Annotated in this window: 22 protein-coding genes, 4 tRNA genes and 3 pseudogenes; 28 read left to right on the top strand and 1 reads right to left on the bottom strand. The window is 39.6% G+C overall.

Going from position 1 to position 14,709, the window contains the following annotated elements; translation table 11 throughout:
• Window positions 1-82: 82 nt before the first annotated feature.
• Window positions 83-307 (bottom strand): annotated as a pseudogene (locus G5B11_RS17315) (transposase); the annotation flags it as partial.
• A 107-nt stretch (window positions 308-414) separates the two neighbouring features.
• Here G5B11_RS17315 and G5B11_RS17310 point away from each other — a divergent pair.
• The 28 genes and pseudogenes from G5B11_RS17310 (at window position 415) to G5B11_RS17175 (ending at window position 14,295) form a co-directional block, all read left to right on the top strand.
• Window positions 415-825: a peptide deformylase gene (locus G5B11_RS17310; protein WP_158422678.1), complete on the top strand. Its 411-nt coding sequence runs from the start codon at window positions 415-417 to the stop codon at window positions 823-825.
• Window positions 826-853: 28 nt separating this feature from the next.
• Window positions 854-1,126, top strand: a complete 273-nt coding sequence (locus tag G5B11_RS17305; protein WP_158422679.1) for a hypothetical protein — start codon at window positions 854-856, stop codon at window positions 1,124-1,126.
• Between the two features lie 29 nt (window positions 1,127-1,155).
• On the top strand, window positions 1,156-1,578 hold the full coding sequence (locus G5B11_RS17300; RefSeq protein WP_158422680.1) for an N-acetyltransferase: 423 nt from the start codon (window positions 1,156-1,158) through the stop codon (window positions 1,576-1,578).
• A gap of 13 nt (window positions 1,579-1,591) precedes the next feature.
• Window positions 1,592-2,026 carry a flavodoxin family protein gene (locus G5B11_RS17295; RefSeq protein WP_173729194.1) on the top strand — a complete coding sequence of 145 codons (435 nt, stop codon included), beginning with the start codon at window positions 1,592-1,594 and terminating at the stop codon, window positions 2,024-2,026.
• 63 nt (window positions 2,027-2,089) lie between these two features.
• The gene (locus G5B11_RS17290; RefSeq protein WP_173729193.1) at window positions 2,090-2,242 is read left to right on the top strand and encodes a hypothetical protein; all 153 of its coding nucleotides are present in this window, start codon (window positions 2,090-2,092) and stop codon (window positions 2,240-2,242) included.
• Between the two features lie 2 nt (window positions 2,243-2,244).
• Window positions 2,245-2,769: a DUF1801 domain-containing protein gene (locus tag G5B11_RS17285; RefSeq protein WP_173729192.1), complete on the top strand. Its 525-nt coding sequence runs from the start codon at window positions 2,245-2,247 to the stop codon at window positions 2,767-2,769.
• A gap of 11 nt (window positions 2,770-2,780) precedes the next feature.
• Window positions 2,781-2,909 (top strand): hypothetical protein, encoded by a 129-nt coding sequence (locus G5B11_RS19360; RefSeq protein ID WP_274603266.1) that lies wholly within the window; start codon window positions 2,781-2,783, stop codon window positions 2,907-2,909.
• Window positions 2,909-3,259 (top strand): DUF2200 domain-containing protein, encoded by a 351-nt coding sequence (locus tag G5B11_RS17280; protein ID WP_173729191.1) that lies wholly within the window; start codon window positions 2,909-2,911, stop codon window positions 3,257-3,259. The genes G5B11_RS19360 and G5B11_RS17280 overlap by 1 nt, the downstream gene beginning before the upstream one ends.
• A 423-nt stretch (window positions 3,260-3,682) precedes the next feature.
• Window positions 3,683-4,891 carry an RtcB family protein gene (locus tag G5B11_RS17275; protein ID WP_173729190.1) on the top strand — a complete coding sequence of 403 codons (1,209 nt, stop codon included), beginning with the start codon at window positions 3,683-3,685 and terminating at the stop codon, window positions 4,889-4,891.
• A 37-nt stretch (window positions 4,892-4,928) separates the two neighbouring features.
• Window positions 4,929-5,183 (top strand): helix-turn-helix domain-containing protein, encoded by a 255-nt coding sequence (locus tag G5B11_RS17270; protein ID WP_173729189.1) that lies wholly within the window; start codon window positions 4,929-4,931, stop codon window positions 5,181-5,183.
• Window positions 5,184-5,223: 40 nt separating this feature from the next.
• A tRNA-Glu gene (locus G5B11_RS17265) sits at window positions 5,224-5,296 on the top strand.
• Window positions 5,297-5,298: 2 nt separating this feature from the next.
• A tRNA-His gene (locus G5B11_RS17260) sits at window positions 5,299-5,373 on the top strand.
• Between the two features lies 1 nt (window position 5,374).
• A tRNA-Tyr gene (locus G5B11_RS17255) sits at window positions 5,375-5,458 on the top strand.
• A gap of 4 nt (window positions 5,459-5,462) precedes the next feature.
• Window positions 5,463-5,548: transfer RNA gene (locus tag G5B11_RS17250), tRNA-Ser, on the top strand.
• Between the two features lie 36 nt (window positions 5,549-5,584).
• Window positions 5,585-6,370 carry an ATP-grasp domain-containing protein gene (locus G5B11_RS17245; protein ID WP_173729188.1) on the top strand — a complete coding sequence of 262 codons (786 nt, stop codon included), beginning with the start codon at window positions 5,585-5,587 and terminating at the stop codon, window positions 6,368-6,370.
• 88 nt (window positions 6,371-6,458) lie between these two features.
• A complete protein-coding gene (locus G5B11_RS17240; RefSeq protein ID WP_173729187.1) occupies window positions 6,459-6,662 on the top strand; it encodes a hypothetical protein in 204 nt (67 codons plus the stop codon).
• A gap of 206 nt (window positions 6,663-6,868) precedes the next feature.
• Entirely contained in the window at window positions 6,869-7,219 is a 351-nt protein-coding gene (locus G5B11_RS17235) for an HIRAN domain-containing protein (protein WP_173729186.1), read from the top strand.
• A 20-nt stretch (window positions 7,220-7,239) separates the two neighbouring features.
• Window positions 7,240-8,097, top strand: coding sequence for an ATP-binding cassette domain-containing protein (locus tag G5B11_RS17230; protein ID WP_244093068.1), 858 nt, complete (start codon window positions 7,240-7,242; stop codon window positions 8,095-8,097).
• Window positions 8,098-8,137: 40 nt separating this feature from the next.
• Window positions 8,138-8,335, top strand: coding sequence for a hypothetical protein (locus G5B11_RS17225; RefSeq protein ID WP_173729185.1), 198 nt, complete (start codon window positions 8,138-8,140; stop codon window positions 8,333-8,335).
• 73 nt (window positions 8,336-8,408) lie between these two features.
• Window positions 8,409-9,617 (top strand): helicase-related protein, encoded by a 1,209-nt coding sequence (locus G5B11_RS17220; RefSeq protein WP_244093067.1) that lies wholly within the window; start codon window positions 8,409-8,411, stop codon window positions 9,615-9,617.
• Window positions 9,618-9,648: 31 nt separating this feature from the next.
• Complete coding sequence (locus tag G5B11_RS17215; protein WP_173729183.1) at window positions 9,649-9,864, top strand: hypothetical protein; 216 nt, start codon at window positions 9,649-9,651, stop codon at window positions 9,862-9,864.
• A complete protein-coding gene (locus G5B11_RS19875; protein ID WP_244093066.1) occupies window positions 9,861-10,061 on the top strand; it encodes a hypothetical protein in 201 nt (66 codons plus the stop codon). Before G5B11_RS17215 ends, G5B11_RS19875 begins: the two co-directional genes overlap by 4 nt.
• Before the next feature lie 10 nt (window positions 10,062-10,071).
• Window positions 10,072-10,440: a VOC family protein gene (locus tag G5B11_RS17200; RefSeq protein ID WP_173729182.1), complete on the top strand. Its 369-nt coding sequence runs from the start codon at window positions 10,072-10,074 to the stop codon at window positions 10,438-10,440.
• A 4-nt stretch (window positions 10,441-10,444) separates the two neighbouring features.
• A pseudogene (locus G5B11_RS17195) lies at window positions 10,445-10,825 on the top strand (DUF188 domain-containing protein); the annotation flags it as partial.
• Between the two features lies 1 nt (window position 10,826).
• Window positions 10,827-11,222: pseudogene (locus tag G5B11_RS17190) on the top strand (arsenate reductase family protein).
• A gap of 61 nt (window positions 11,223-11,283) precedes the next feature.
• Entirely contained in the window at window positions 11,284-12,288 is a 1,005-nt protein-coding gene (locus G5B11_RS17185; protein WP_158422686.1) for a DHH family phosphoesterase, read from the top strand.
• 51 nt (window positions 12,289-12,339) lie between these two features.
• Complete coding sequence (locus G5B11_RS17180) at window positions 12,340-13,866, top strand: Y-family DNA polymerase (RefSeq protein ID WP_173729195.1); 1,527 nt, start codon at window positions 12,340-12,342, stop codon at window positions 13,864-13,866.
• A 15-nt stretch (window positions 13,867-13,881) separates the two neighbouring features.
• Window positions 13,882-14,295, top strand: coding sequence for a hypothetical protein (locus G5B11_RS17175; protein ID WP_173729180.1), 414 nt, complete (start codon window positions 13,882-13,884; stop codon window positions 14,293-14,295).
• The last annotated feature ends 414 nt before the right edge of the window (window positions 14,296-14,709 follow it).

Raw genomic sequence — 14,709 nt, 5'->3', positions numbered from 1 at the left:
TTTGAAGAAAATAAAAAGAAAAGAAGTTTTAAAAGAAAAATGGTGCTGGGCATAACACCCAACACCAAGTTTGTCTACAGTCTGAGATGATCTGATAGATCATCTGTAACAGGTTTTCATGGTCTTTGTGAAACCGGATAGACTTATCATTGGTTTTAAACTTCTTTTTGATCAGCTTTGTAAAGCCGATCTTTGCAGCGAATTCTTTTATCAAAAGAAGACCTGCATCGGAGGATAGATCACCTCCATCAAAATTTATTTTAATTTGCCTATTGCTTTGAAGTGAAAAGCAATGTGCAATTAAAATACAGTAACTATGTGGCTCTCAACCACTTTCACGGCAAAGCCGTGAATAATTCAAGATAAAAAAGGTAGTTGACTTAACACTACCTAGCCGACATGGAGGAATGATAGATGGTAAAACCGATAATGAAAGATGTGTTCTTTTTAGGACAAAAGTCAGAACCTGCTACAAAGGCAGATCTGCAAGTGGGAAAGGATCTACAGGATACCCTACAGGCAAATCGTGCCGGGTGTGTGGGTATGGCTGCAAATATGATTGGTGTGAAAAAGAGAGCAATCATTGTAAATATGGGATTCGTAGATGTTGTGATGTTTAATCCGGTTCTTCTGAGCAAGGATACTCCATATGAAACAGAAGAAGGATGTCTATCGCTTACCGGTGTGAGGAAAACAACACGATATGAAAATATCGAAGTGGAATATTATGATATGAATTGGAAAAAGCAGCGGCAGAAACTGAGTGGATGGCCGGCACAAATTTGTCAGCATGAACTGGATCATCTGGAAGGCATTTTAATTTAAGTTTTTGAAATTACGGGGGTGATCGATTATGGCATCGGAACGAACCGATGAATTATACAAGCTTTTACTGGGCAGAGGATATCCTAAAGAGTTCTGCGCGGAAATTGCCTATAAAAATATGAATACAGATTACACTGCCACCCGGATGCTTGGCTATTTGTACCGGGTAAGTGATCCCCGAATCGAGGATCTGGTGGATGAGATGCTTGCAATCTTAAGTGACAGAGATGCAATTATTCAGAAAAAAGAAATGGAACATGCCCAGGCTGTGATCAATGAGATTTACAGAAATGGATTGTAAAAAAGTTTAGTAATTATGGTATAAGAAAAATGATTCGAAGATTTGAAACAAGAGATCTTAATGAGATAATGGACTTATGGCTTCATGCAAATATAGAGAGCCATTCTTTTATAGAAGCAGATTACTGGAAAAAGAATTATGATATGGTCAGAAAATTGATTTCTGAAGCAGAAATGTATGTGGCAGAAGAAAATGAGGAGATTCAAGGCTTTATTGGTTTAATAGATACTTATATAGCCGGGATCTTTGTAAAAGCAAAAGAACAATCAAAAGGAATCGGAACAGAGCTGCTTCGCACCGTTACGAAGCTAAAGGATCAATTGAACCTTAACGTGTATAAGAAAAATATGAGAGCGGTAGTGTTCTATCAGCATCGTGGATTTAAAATTGTGAATCAGAAAATAGATGAAAATACATCAGAAGAAGAATATACGATGGAATGGCATCGTTAGGCGGGAGGTAAAAATGAAGACAGTAATTGTTTATGCGTCTGTACATCACGGAAATACAAAGAAACTGGTGGAGAAAATTGCAGAGGAATGTAAGGTTGATCTGATTGATGCCGTGCAGCAGCCAAAGGCAGATTTGGCGGATTATGACCGGATTGGTTTTGCATCCGGTATTTATTTTTCAAAATTTCATCAGACAATCTTAAAGTTTGCTTCAGAAAATCTGCCGGAAAATAAAAAGGTATTTATGATCTGTACTTATGGTGGAAATGCAGCATATAAATCACTGGAAGTTATTTTGAAAGAAAAGAAAACGGACATTATTGGAAAATTTGGCTGTAAAGGATATGACACTTTTGGACCGTTTAAATTGGTGGGTGGTATTGCAAAAAGTCATCCGGATGAAAAAGATCTGGAAGCAGCGGTCTCCTTCGTGGCTGGATTGCAGTGATCAGGACGATAAGAAAATCAGGATTTGCGGAGGATAATATTCACAGAATGAAAGGAAAAAAATATGGAATTAAAATTTTGTGCAAGAATTCTTCAAAATGAGAATATGGATGCTGCCTATGTAGAGGTTCCTTACGATATCAAAGAGCTTTTGGGAAAAGGGCGTTTGTTGGTAAATGCTACATTGACGGTATTCCATATCGTGGGCAAGTGGTAAAAATGGGAACTCCATGTTACATTATCGGCGTTGCAAAACAGATACGCAAGCAGATTGGCAAGAGCTTTGGAGATATGGTTGAAGTGGTTCTTCACGAAAGAGACAGTGAGAAAAGCTCAATGTGGCAATGTCTCAAATGTAGCAGAGAGTTTAAGAAAAAAGGGCAAAGTCATTACTGCGGTGAAAAGCTAAAGTCGATTGATGAATATATCCTGAGCCAGGATGAGGAGAAACAGGAATATCTGCGCTATATGCGTCAGATTCTTCGCAGTGCATTACCGGAAGCGGAAGAACGCATTTCATGGAGTATGCCGACCAACCGGAAAGGTCGTGACATTGTTCATTTTGCTGCTTCGAAGAAATACATCGGATTGTATCCGGACCCTGCAGCAGTTGAAGAATTTGCCGAAGCATTGAAAGGGTATAAGACGGATAAAGGAACGATTCGTATTCCGTACGGCAAGGTTGATGCAGAATTGATAAAAAGAATTGTCTTGTGGTGCTACGAAACCGGAAACCATGCATGAGGAGAAATATCATGAAGCAGATAGAAGAGATCATACGAAATACAACAGAAGAAGAACAGGATTCCATGCTGGTTCTGAAGGATACCCTGGCTCATGAGTACATGGATAACCGACCGAAGAAAAACAAAAAACACAAGTAATGGAGAATGAAAAGGTATTTGCCATGTCCTTTTCCAAAGTATATGGCCTTCTGATAGCAAAAGCGGAGCGTAAAGGACGTACCAGAGAAGAGGTTGAAAAAGTCACCTTCTGGCTTACTGGGTACACCGCACAGCAGATTGATGAGCTCATGGATAGTGAGATTTCCTATGGCGATTTCTTCCGACAGGCTCCGGCAATGAATCCGAACCGGGAGAAGATTACAGGTGTTGTATGTGGTGTTCGAGTCGAAAATATTGAAAATCCGCTGATGCGTGATATTCGGTATCTCGATAAGCTAGTGGATGAACTTGCCAAAGGCAAGGCAATGGAGAAAATATTAAGAAAATAGGGACCTTATACCACAAGTATAATTTACAATCGTGGAAAAAGGTGTTATCCTATGATACAGAAAGATTAAAAGCGGTTCTGAGAGAAGAACCCAGAAAGGAAAAAGATATGTTCACAATAATTAGTAAGTTTTATCTTAATAGCGAACTTAAACATGAAGCACTGCATGCATACGAGCAGGGCTATGATGCTGTGCGCTTGGACCAGATGAAGCATTATTGTGATTTGTGTAGAAAACGCAGGGAGTAATGGAAGAGTTATAAAAGAAGACTCTGCGCAAAATAGATACATAGATTTTCAAGATCGCTTATCTGGTGAAGGTAGGCGATCTTTTTTTGTTCCGTTATCTCAGTTGGGACACCTCGGGCAACCATTGCGGAACACTGAGTCAAAGGTAAATGAATCGAAAGAAGGAAATAATCAAATGTTAGAAATAAAAGGAAAGGTAAACACAGCAATCTGCTATGCGAAAATCATAGAAGATGAAGCAATCAATCAGATTCGCAGAATGTGTGATTACGATATGGCTGCTGGTTCAAAGATACGTATTATGCCAGATGTTCATGCCGGTAAAGGATGTACGATTGGAACAACCATGACAATCGTGGATAAAGCAGTACCAAATATGGTTGGTGTAGATATTGGCTGTGGTATGTATACGGTGAATCTTGGAAAAGTGGAGATAGATTTTGAAAAGCTTGATGAAGCATGTCATTTCATTCCATCCGGAATGAATGTCTGGGAGGGGCGTCAGGAAAGATTTGATCTGACAGAACTTAGATGTTACAGAAACCTCAAAGATACAAGAAGGCTGGAAAGATCCCTGGGTACCTTGGGTGGTGGCAATCATTTCATTGAAGTTGATGAGGCTGAAGACGGAACCAGGTATCTGATCATTCATTCAGGCAGCAGAAACCTTGGCAAGCAGGTAGCTGAGCTTTATCAGAAACTGGCAGTAGATCTTGATCGTGGCTATGGTGAATATTTTGAAAAGAGAGATGAAATTATCGGAATGTACAAAGAACAGGGAAGAAGAAAAGAAATTCAGGCTGCACTGAAGGAACTTCATTTTCAGGTTTGTGAAAGTCAGCCTCCCATGCCGGATGACCTTTGTTATTTGTCAGGAAAGTATCTTGAGAATTATCTTCATGATGTTGTGATCTGTCAGAGTTTTGCTCACAGAAGCAGAGAGAAGATGGCAGAAATCATTCTTGAAAGAAACGGAATGACAGGAGCAGATGGATTTCACACGATTCATAATTATATTGATACGGATGAAATGATCCTGAGAAAAGGTGCAATTGCAGCACATAAGGGGGAAAAAGTTCTGATTCCGATCAATATGAGAGATGGAAGTGTTCTTGCGGTAGGAAAAGGAAATCCCGAATGGAATTATTCTGCACCTCATGGAGCAGGAAGAATTATGTCCAGAACCAAAGCAAAAAATGAGCTTAGTCTGGATCAGTACAAAGAAGAAATGGCAGGAGTGTACACAACTTCTGTTAATGAAAATACATTGGACGAAGCACCAATGGCTTACAAATCACTGGAGGATATTATTGATGTGATCCGTGAATCTGTTGATGTCATTGATGTCATGAAACCTATATACAATTATAAGGCATCCGACTAGCTCTGCGCCGGTGGGAAGGCCGGAAAGAGAGGACATTATGTTTATGATGCCAACCATTGATATGGTTGCGACTGGAAAGAATATTGAGAGATTGAGAAAGGTAGCAGGTTTGTCTGTGAGAGATTTACAGGATGTCTTTGGTTTTGCAACTCCGCAGGCAATTTACAAGTGGCAGCACGGAACTGCCATGCCAACGATTGATAATCTGGTAGTTTTGGCTGCGCTCTTACAAGTAAAGATTGATGATATTCTAGTGGTTGATGCAATCGTTCAGGTACAGATTAGTGCATGAAGAAAAAATAAAGCGGATTCACTGCGGTGAGTTCGCATCTGGTCTCCTGGTCTAAAGGTTAGGACACAACCCTTTCAAGGTTGTAATGCTCGGTTCAAGTCCGGCGGGGATCACTGTGGCTATAGTACAACGGTTAGTGCGGCAGATCGTGGCTCTGCATATCCGGGTTCGACTCCCGGTAGTCACCCCATGGGTAGGTAAGCCTAGTGGCGAAGGCGGCGGACTGTAAATCCGTTACATCAGAAACACCGAAGGTTCGAGTCCTTCCCTGCCCACTTTGTCAGCGTGTCCGAGTTGGTTTAAGGTGCTTCTCCGCTAAGGAAGTGTACGGTAACGTACCGATGGTTCAAATCCATTCGCTGACGTTTGGAAGTAAAAAGTATAATGAAGGAGTAAGTCTCATGAGAGTGTTTATTCAGACTAAAGAAAATGGAAAATTTCATAATAATAATTTCTTTAAAGCTTATCTGGGATTCTCGGAAATGGGATTAGAGACTGTCACTTTCTCAAACAATAAAGAACTGCGTGAAAGTGATATTGAGGATGTTGTTGTAGGTTATGTGGGAACCGTAAGGAGTCGTTTAAATGATTTTGGAATTACAGTTCCTGAGATGGATTATCCAGAAGAACTTGAAAAGTACCTTGGAAGAAAAGTATGGAAATCCAGAATTAACACGATCAATTGCAATCCCAATCTTTGGCCTCTTTTTGTAAAATCATTAGAAGATAAGAAATTTACTGGTGTAGTTGTTCGGTCAACAAAAGATCTTATTAATTGTGGAAGTTGTTATGAAAATGCGGAATATCAATGTAGTGAAATCGTAAATTTTGTGACAGAGTGGAGAGTATTTGTCAGGTATGGGAAAATCCTAGACGTGCGCCCATACAAAGGAAATTGGCGAATTTATTTTGATGCGGATATCATTGAGAGTGCAGTAAGTGAATATAAATCAGCACCGGCTGCATATGCGATTGACTTTGGTGTTACCGATGATGGCCGGACTCTTCTTATAGAAGTAAATGATGGTTACGCACTTGGAAGTTATGGATTGTTTTATCCTGACTATTCTAAATTGCTTTCTGCAAGATGGGCAGAATTGACAAATACCACTGATGAGTGTGATTTTATGAGTGAGAGATTTGATTGGTATGGTCGAACTAATATTGTAACTAATGATTTGTGGTAGCAGATATCATATATGAAAGAAGCTTATATAAAACAGTGGAAGAGGGTTATTCCTTCTTCTGCCTGTAAAATTTTAGGAGGAAAACGAGATGGGAAAATTTATTCCGATCAATAAGAAATCGAAGAAGGCACAGAAAGAGTATTACGCGAAAAAGCGAAATACCTGGGGCGAATTAAATCCCATGACGCGTATGATGCCAAATGGAAAAGGATACAACAGAAAGAAAATAAAACAGGAATATCGAAGGAACGGCAGTTTTTCTCAAGCTAATAGAGAGACTGCCGTTCTTTAATCAGCCATAGGACCAGTTGGTTGTCGGGATTTTTGCACAGCCATTTGGTATAAAATGATAACATCAAAAAAATCCAAGGAGGACTGGCTGATGAAAGGTTATGACACAAGCAACGGATATATGGGATATGTAGAAGGGAAATACATTTTATTTGCCAGTGAACAGGAATATTTCGAGTTTATGGAAGATTAAGTGGAGGAAGGACAATGAGTAAGATTTATTTCACACTGACAGGAACAAATCATTATTTCGGAAAAGAATTTCTGAAAAAAGGAACGAAGATCTGCTTAGAAAAAGAACCAGACAATGAGTATGACAAGGAAGCAATTAAAGTAACTTATGAAGGTCTGGGAAAAATCGGATATGTAGCAAATAGTTCCTATACCGTGCTCGGCGATTCCATGAGTGCTGGACGTTTGTATGACAAGATTGGAAAGAAGGCAAAAGCAAAAGTGGTGTTGGTTACAGATCACGGAACAATCTGTAGCATCAGCAAGAAGAGTCTTCTGGAGAATCAGAAGAAGATTAAGAAATCTGAAACAGAAATTGAAGAATAAAGAAATCTGAGGGAGGAAAAATGTATCTTTCAAGTTTTAAATTTGCGGATGAGTCAAATGAAGAGTTATTTTTAAATGGCATAATGCGTACCTGCTATCAGTCATTCTATCCATTTGGAGTATTGTCGGCGCACCATTTAGAAAGGCTCGATTTTGAGCCAGTAACAATACTGTATGGAGGTAATGGAAGTGGTAAATCAACGGCTCTCAATATTATATGTGAGAAGCTTGGGCTGCAAAGAGACACGCTCTATAACAGGTCGAATTTCTATGAGGACTATCTTAATATGTGTGATTATGAGATTGAATCTACAATTCCAAAAGAGAGCAGGATGATTGCCAGTGACGATGTATTTGACTTTATGCTGAATCTTCGTTGCATAAACAATGGAATCGATGATAAAAGAGAGGAACTGTTTGAGGACTACCTGAATATGAAATATAGCAAGTTCACGATGAAATCACTGGATGATTATGAAACTCTGAAGAAGGTAAATCTTGCCAAAAGCAAGACGCAGTCTGAATATATAAGGCGGAATTTGATGGGAAATGTGCCAGAACACAGCAATGGTGAGAGTGCATTTATATATTTCAGCAATAAGATTAAGGAGAATGCGCTGTACCTCCTTGATGAGCCGGAGAACAGCTTAAGCTCACAAAAGCAGCTGGAGCTTCAGAAATTTTTGCAGGATAGCGCCAGATTTTTTGGCTGTCAGTTTATTATAGCTACACATTCGCCTTTCCTTCTGTCAATGAGGGGCGCAAAAATATATGACTTAGACGAAGAGAGAGTTGATGTCAAGAAATGGACGGAGTTGGGGAATGTGAGGGCATATTATGATTTTTTTATGGAACATAGGAGGGAGTTTGAACCATAAACTTTTTAGAGAGTTAAGAAGATGATTAGAAGGAGACAAAATGTCCCAGAACACCATTTTTAATAAAGATTTTTTTACACTGGAAAATGATTGGGCAATCAGAAAATTAAATATCTTTATTCAAATCAAATCAAGATTAGATAGTCAGAAACGTGCGGCACAAAAAGGTGATATAATATCCAAAGACACAACAAGAGAATGTCGCCTGATATGCGACTTTAAAGACAGAAAAAAGTAGTATGCTTGTATGGAACAATGAAACGGATTATTCGACACTCAAATTGGTAAAAGGAAGATACAATGAGAATGACTTGAATGATAAATATATCGGCAATGTAAAACGATATGATTTGATTTATAAATATTATAAAAAATATCATTCCAAACGTGCTTTAGGTTTTTGTAGTTCAAGAATGCATGCCGAGGAAATGGCAAAGGAATTCTGCAGGCGAGGCGTAAAATCCGTTGCTGTGTACAGCAATGCAGATGGGGAATTTTCAGAAGAAAGAAATCGGGCAATTGAGCAATTAAAGAATCAGGAGATAAAGGTTATTTTCTCTGTAGATATGTTCAATGAAGGAGTGGATATTGCTTCTCTTGATATGGTTATGTTTTTGAGACCGACGGAATCACCTACTGTGTTTTTACAGCAGTTGGGTCGTGGATTGCGTATCAGCAAGGGTAAAGAGTATGTAAACGTACTTGATTTTATTGGAAATTACGAAAAAGCCGGGCGTGCACCGTTTTTGTTAAACGGAAGTGCCTGTGTCGGAGAAAGAACTGCATATGACTATTCTGAAATTGAATACCCCGATGATTGTATCGTGGATTTTGATATGCGTTTGATTGATCTCTTCAGAGAAATGGACAAAAAGTCATTGTCTATTCAGGAAAGAATTAAACAGGAATATTATCGCGTGAAAGAATTGCTTGATGGAAAAGTTCCCACACGTATGGAACTTTTTACGAATATGGATGATAATATTTACGAATACTGTATGAAACATTCGAAAGAAAATCCGTTTAAACGATATATGGATTTTTTATATGAAATTCATGAATTATCGGCGGAAGAACTTCAGGTTTACTCTGGAATTGGAAGAGAGTTTCTGCAGTTGATTGAAACAACGGATATGCAGAAAGTGTATAAGATGCCGATTCTGTACAGCTTCTATAACGAGGGAGACGTACGGCTGGCTGTTACAGATGATGAGGTAGTGGAGAACTGGAAAAAGTTCTTTGATCGAGGAACGAATTGGAAGGATTTTCCAAAAGTAACTTCATACGAAGAGTATCGGAAGATAACAGACAAACAGCATTTAAGCAAGGCAAAAAGTATGCCGATTAAATTTCTAAAAGCTTCAGGTAAAGGATTTTTTATAGATAAGGATGGCTATGCACTGGGAATTCGAGATGAATTGGCAGATGTAATTAAAGTTGATGCATTTAAGCATCAGATGAAAGATATTATTGAGTATCGTACGATGGAATATTATCGGAGAAGGTATGTAGAAAACTGATTCTTAATATTATCTCCAGGAGAATTGAGTTATGATGTACACAGTAAAACGAATCGATGAAGACCTGAATTTTGGTTGTGAAGAACGACCGGATGATGCACCAGTCATGGCAATAGTGACTCTTGTGGATTCTTCAGGAAAAGAAGTGACAGTAAAAGCGGAGGACGCCAGGCTCTATGAGCGTAATATCAATGAAGGAGACAAAGTTTGTTTCGATGTAAATAATAAATTGGAAAAAGTAAAATGAAAGCTACAGGTAGAAAAATGGTAAAGCAAATTGTAAGAGACGTTTTCTTTTTAGGCCAGCCATCCGAACCAGCCACGAAAGCTGACATCCAGGATGGACAGCACAGATCTGCCAGCATGAAATTGATCATTTGTCTGGAAAGATTATTTAACCGCATGTGGATTGCGAATATTCGCTTGACTCAAAGCGGATTGTGAGGTGACGGATATGCTGAAAAACGTACTGATCGTGGTGGATGATATAGAAAAATCCATAGAGTTTTATAAAGACTTATTTGGACTGCAAGTGATTCTTAAGAATGAAGGGAATGTGATCTTATCGGAGGGACTTGTTTTGCAGGATGCCGACGTATGGGGGAAAACATTGAATGAAACTTCTACGCCATTTAATAACAGGATGGAATTGTATTTCGAGGATTTTGATATAGATGGATTGCTTGCAAAATATGAATCTGGTAAGTATTTTGTTCGATATGCCACAGAATTAACAGAACTTGCAGGTGGACAGAAGCTTGTAAGACTGTATGATCCCAGTGGTAATCTTATTGAGGTTCGCACTCCATTCAGGTGTAATTAAAGGAGAGAACATGCAGATTTTTGCTGATGCAGATGCCGTGGATTATAAACTGATCAGCATTTGCCATAGGGGCGATATTGTTGTATCACAGGATTACGGTGTGGCTGCAATGGCACTTGGAAAGGGCTCACAAGGTCCAGTGGACCTTGGATTTGAGCCGACCGAAGCGGAGCGTAGACCATATGCGATTCATCAATCCGGGAAATGGTATACGAATGAAAATATTGACCAGATGCTTATGAAACGGCATCTGAATAAGAAGGTACGAAGGGCATCCGGAAAGAAACATTTAAAAGGACCTAGAAAACGAACATCGGGGGATGATGAGCATTTCAGAGCGTCTTTTGAAAAAATGATATATATGGCGATGGACAAGGAGAAATAATTTGAATATACAGATTTTTGGAACAAAGAAGTGCAATGATACAAAGAAAGCAGAACGTTTCTTTAAGGAACGTGGGATCAAGTTTCAGTTTATTGATATGAAAGAAAAAGGGTGAGTGTCGTCCAGTGGACGACGTGTTACGAACCGACCGAGCCGGAAGGCGAGACTGAGTAAGGGCGAATTCAATTCGGTTGCCCAGGCAAATGGTGGACTGGAAAATATGATCAACTGGGAGGGCAAGGATAAGGATCTGCTTGCGCTCATTAAGTACATTGCAGAGGAAGATAAACTTGAGAAGGTACTGGAAAATCCGCAGGTGATTAAGACACCGGTGGTTCGTAATGGAAAACAATCCATTCTTGGATATCAGCCGGATATCTGGAAAACGTGGAAGTAAGAGTGCCGGTAGATTTTGACCAAGATAAATAAAACAAATGACTCAACTGAAAGGCAATTAAATGACATTCAATTTTGACAGAGAATTTCAATCTATGATGCAAGTGAATGATTTAAATACTGTGATTCTTCTAGGACACTTGAACCCGGATGGCGATGCTGCCGGATCGGTGATGGGACTTGCACATTATATAAAGGTAAACTATTCGCAGTACAAAGTGCTGCCATATCTGGCAGATACGTTGGATAAAGGACCAAAGAAGCAGGTAAAACTGGATAAGGTCTTCGATCCGTTTGAGAAGCCGGATGTAAAAGAAAAATATGCGGTTATCGTATGTGATACTGCAGTTTTAGCAAGAATGATTGGCAGGGAATACTACGAGGGCGCAGAAGCAAGTATAGTAATTGATCACCATGCCTCTAATGAAGGTTATGGAGTTGTGAACTATACAAAAATATCGGAAGCCTGTGCAGAGAATGTTTATTATATTTTGAATCCGGTAAAGTTGAAGCGTACAGTCGATTGCGAAGCGAATCCAACTGCAGCAGACTATATCTATATGGGTATCCTGCATGATACAGGCTGTTTTACCCGAGCGAAGGTGAGCACCATGCAGGCCGTAACTGAATTGCTCGAGATGGGAGTAGATCATAGTTATGTAATGCAGACCATGCATAATGATACGCTGGGAAGTTTGCAGAAGAGGTCAGAACTGTTGAAGCGGGCAGAACGTCTGCTGGATGGGAATGTTGCCTGTGTGTGTATCAATCGTGCCGAGAGCGAGGCAGAAGGAATCAGCTACGAGGATATCCACCCAATCAGCGGATTTCTCAGAGACTGCGAAGATATTCAGCTTGGTTTTACCATGTATGAGGAAGAAGAAAATCGCTGGCGTTGTTCCTTCCGGTCTGATGGAAAATGGATCAATGTAAATGAACTCCTGCAGGCATTTGGCGGAGGTGGACATGCTGCGGCAGCTGGTGTGCGCAAACGGACGAATGATGTAGAAAAATTCAGGCAGGAAATCCTTGAACGGATTGTTATGATGAGAAAGATTTCCGATTAGGATAAATAAGAATTAGAAACAGAACACAGGAGAATCGGGAGGTGTAGAATGATGGAAAAGGAAAGAACCTATATTGCAATCGATCTTAAGTCATTCTATGCGTCTGTGGAATGTAAAGAACGAAATCGGGATCCTTTGACGACCAATCTTGTAGTTGCGGATAAAAGCAGAACAGAAAAAACCATCTGTCTTGCGGTATCTCCAGCATTAAAGTGTTATGGGATATCCGGAAGGGCTCGTTTATTTGAGGTTGTTCAAAAAGTAAAAGAAGCCAATAGTGTGCGCAGGTGGAAAGCACTGAACAGAACATTTAGTGGTTCTTCTGATGACAGTACAGAATTAAATAGCAATCCTGCACTGGAGATTGATTATATTGTTGCTCCTCCCCGGATGGCTCTTTATCTGGAATACAGCACCAGAATTTACAGCATTTATCTGAAATATATTGCACCAGAAGATATTTTTCCGTATTCGATCGACGAAGTATTTATGGATGTAACGGATTATCTGCATACTTATAATATGACAGCAAGGGAACTTGCCATGACCATGATACAGGATGTGCTGAAAACAACAGGTATAACAGCAACTGCAGGAATCGGAACGAATATGTATTTATGCAAGATTGCGATGGATATCGTGGCGAAGCACATTAAAGCAGATAAAGATGGTGTACGAATTGCGGAGTTGGATGAAATGTCATACCGAAGGAAACTCTGGAGCCACAGACCTCTTACTGATTTCTGGAGAGTCGGAAAGGGATATGCAAAGAAGCTGGAAGAATACGGGCTTTATACAATGGGCGATATTGCAAGATGTTCCATCGGAAAAGAGAATGAATTATACAACGAAGATCTGTTATACAGGCTGTTTGGCGTTAATGCAGAGCTGCTGATCGACCATGCCTGGGGATATGAGCCCTGTACCATGGAAATGGTCAAGGCTTATAAGCCGGAAACGAACAGTGTTTGTTCCGGGCAGGTACTTCATTGCCCTTATGATTTTGAAAAAGCAAAATTAGTCGTCAAAGAGATGACGGACCAGATGGTTTTGGATTTGGTGGATAAGAAGCTTGTAACGGATCAGATTGTGTTGACAGTTGGTTATGATATTGAGAATCTGAACAATGCCGACAGGAAAAAGCAGTATCATGGAGAGGTTACGATCGACCGTTATGGAAGAAGAATTCCGAAACATGCACATGGAACGACCAATCTGAAACGGCAGACTTCCTCAACAAAAATGATAACGGATGCAGTAATAGAGCTATATGACAGGATCGTTGACAGAAACCTGCTTATCAGAAGAATCAATATCACAGCGAACAGGCTTGTGGATGAAAGTTCTGTCAAAAAAGAAGAAATATATGAGCAGCTGGATCTTTTTACGGATTATGAGGCGCAAAGGAAAAAGCAGGAAGAGGAAGAGGCTGCGCTGGATCGGGAAAAACGTATGCAGGAAGCAATGCTCAGTATCAAAAAGAAATTTGGAAAAAACGCTGTGCTGAAGGGGATGAATCTTCAGGAAGGAGCAACCGCCAGGGACAGAAATGAACAGATTGGCGGACATAAGGCGTAAAGGAGTTGAAAGAGGATGAAAAATAATTCTTATGAAGATATCATCAATTTACCACATCCGGTCTCTAAGAATCATCCGCAAATGCCACTTCGGGATCGGGCAGCGCAGTTTGCTCCTTTTGCAGCCTTGACTGGGCATGATGCTGCGATAAAAGAAACAGCAAGATTAACCGATGAAAGATTGGAACTGAGTGAAGAAGCGATTGCTCAGCTGAACGAAAAAATCAATATAATCAGAAATAATATCGGTATAGAACAGAAAGTATCGATAACTTATTTTATTCCCGATGCAAAAAAAGCCGGCGGATCCTATGTTGCGTATTCTGGTATTGTAAAAAAGATAGACGAATATGAGCATACCATAATCATGACAGATCAAACGGTCATTCCAATCGAGCAGATAAGTGATATTAAATGTGAAGAGTGGTAAATGTGAAAACAGATACAAAGAATATAGAATGTTTCACTAGGAAAAGTTGAGACAGAAAGTGGAGGTGACCACGATGGCTTCATTTGATCAGAAGCTCCGTACGTTATATCTGATGGAAATCCTGCTGGAACGTACCGATGATGAACATATGTTAAATATACTATTGCAGTAGTAAAAACTTATCAAATACGCAGAAAAAACTAACTTGGTAATATAATCTTTACTGGAGGAGTGAGAATGAAAGAGGTTAACTACCAACATGATGAATGTCCTGTGCAAAGGACATTGAACTTATTTCAGGGAAAATGGAATCTGAGAATCATTTACGAATTATAAAAACAGGAAACGCAGGGACTTGTTTTAACATAATATATAGCAAGAATTCTCCTTCCTCTACAGGTGGGAGATGAATTG

Origin of the sequence: Blautia glucerasea (genome assembly GCF_013304385.1) — a bacterium.
Lineage (GTDB): Bacteria > Bacillota > Clostridia > Lachnospirales > Lachnospiraceae > Blautia_A > Blautia_A ammoniilytica.
This window is presented reverse-complemented; position numbering and strand designations above follow the sequence as displayed.

Bases quoted from the DNA above. Each gene is read 5' to 3' on its own strand.
- G5B11_RS17235 (WP_173729186.1), top strand. From the start codon at position 6,869: ATGAGTAAGATTTATTTCACACTGACAGGAACAAATCATTATTTCGGA.
- G5B11_RS17310 (WP_158422678.1), top strand. From the start codon at position 415: ATGGTAAAACCGATAATGAAAGATGTGTTCTTTTTAGGACAAAAGTCA.
- G5B11_RS17280 (WP_173729191.1), top strand. From the start codon at position 2,909: ATGGAGAATGAAAAGGTATTTGCCATGTCCTTTTCCAAAGTATATGGC.
- G5B11_RS17270 (WP_173729189.1), top strand. From the start codon at position 4,929: ATGTTTATGATGCCAACCATTGATATGGTTGCGACTGGAAAGAATATT.
- G5B11_RS17200 (WP_173729182.1), top strand. From the start codon at position 10,072: ATGCTGAAAAACGTACTGATCGTGGTGGATGATATAGAAAAATCCATA.
- G5B11_RS17275 (WP_173729190.1), top strand. From the start codon at position 3,683: ATGTTAGAAATAAAAGGAAAGGTAAACACAGCAATCTGCTATGCGAAA.
- G5B11_RS17215 (WP_173729183.1), top strand. From the start codon at position 9,649: ATGATGTACACAGTAAAACGAATCGATGAAGACCTGAATTTTGGTTGT.
- G5B11_RS17185 (WP_158422686.1), top strand. From the start codon at position 11,284: ATGACATTCAATTTTGACAGAGAATTTCAATCTATGATGCAAGTGAAT.
- G5B11_RS17230 (WP_244093068.1), top strand. From the start codon at position 7,240: ATGTATCTTTCAAGTTTTAAATTTGCGGATGAGTCAAATGAAGAGTTA.
- G5B11_RS19360 (WP_274603266.1), top strand. From the start codon at position 2,781: ATGAAGCAGATAGAAGAGATCATACGAAATACAACAGAAGAAGAACAG.
- G5B11_RS17240 (WP_173729187.1), top strand. From the start codon at position 6,459: ATGGGAAAATTTATTCCGATCAATAAGAAATCGAAGAAGGCACAGAAA.
- G5B11_RS17175 (WP_173729180.1), top strand. From the start codon at position 13,882: ATGAAAAATAATTCTTATGAAGATATCATCAATTTACCACATCCGGTC.
- G5B11_RS17290 (WP_173729193.1), top strand. From the start codon at position 2,090: ATGGAATTAAAATTTTGTGCAAGAATTCTTCAAAATGAGAATATGGAT.
- G5B11_RS17225 (WP_173729185.1), top strand. From the start codon at position 8,138: ATGTCCCAGAACACCATTTTTAATAAAGATTTTTTTACACTGGAAAAT.
- G5B11_RS17180 (WP_173729195.1), top strand. From the start codon at position 12,340: ATGGAAAAGGAAAGAACCTATATTGCAATCGATCTTAAGTCATTCTAT.
- G5B11_RS17300 (WP_158422680.1), top strand. From the start codon at position 1,156: ATGATTCGAAGATTTGAAACAAGAGATCTTAATGAGATAATGGACTTA.
- G5B11_RS17295 (WP_173729194.1), top strand. From the start codon at position 1,592: ATGAAGACAGTAATTGTTTATGCGTCTGTACATCACGGAAATACAAAG.
- G5B11_RS19875 (WP_244093066.1), top strand. From the start codon at position 9,861: ATGAAAGCTACAGGTAGAAAAATGGTAAAGCAAATTGTAAGAGACGTT.
- G5B11_RS17305 (WP_158422679.1), top strand. From the start codon at position 854: ATGGCATCGGAACGAACCGATGAATTATACAAGCTTTTACTGGGCAGA.
- G5B11_RS17245 (WP_173729188.1), top strand. From the start codon at position 5,585: ATGAGAGTGTTTATTCAGACTAAAGAAAATGGAAAATTTCATAATAAT.
- G5B11_RS17285 (WP_173729192.1), top strand. From the start codon at position 2,245: ATGGGAACTCCATGTTACATTATCGGCGTTGCAAAACAGATACGCAAG.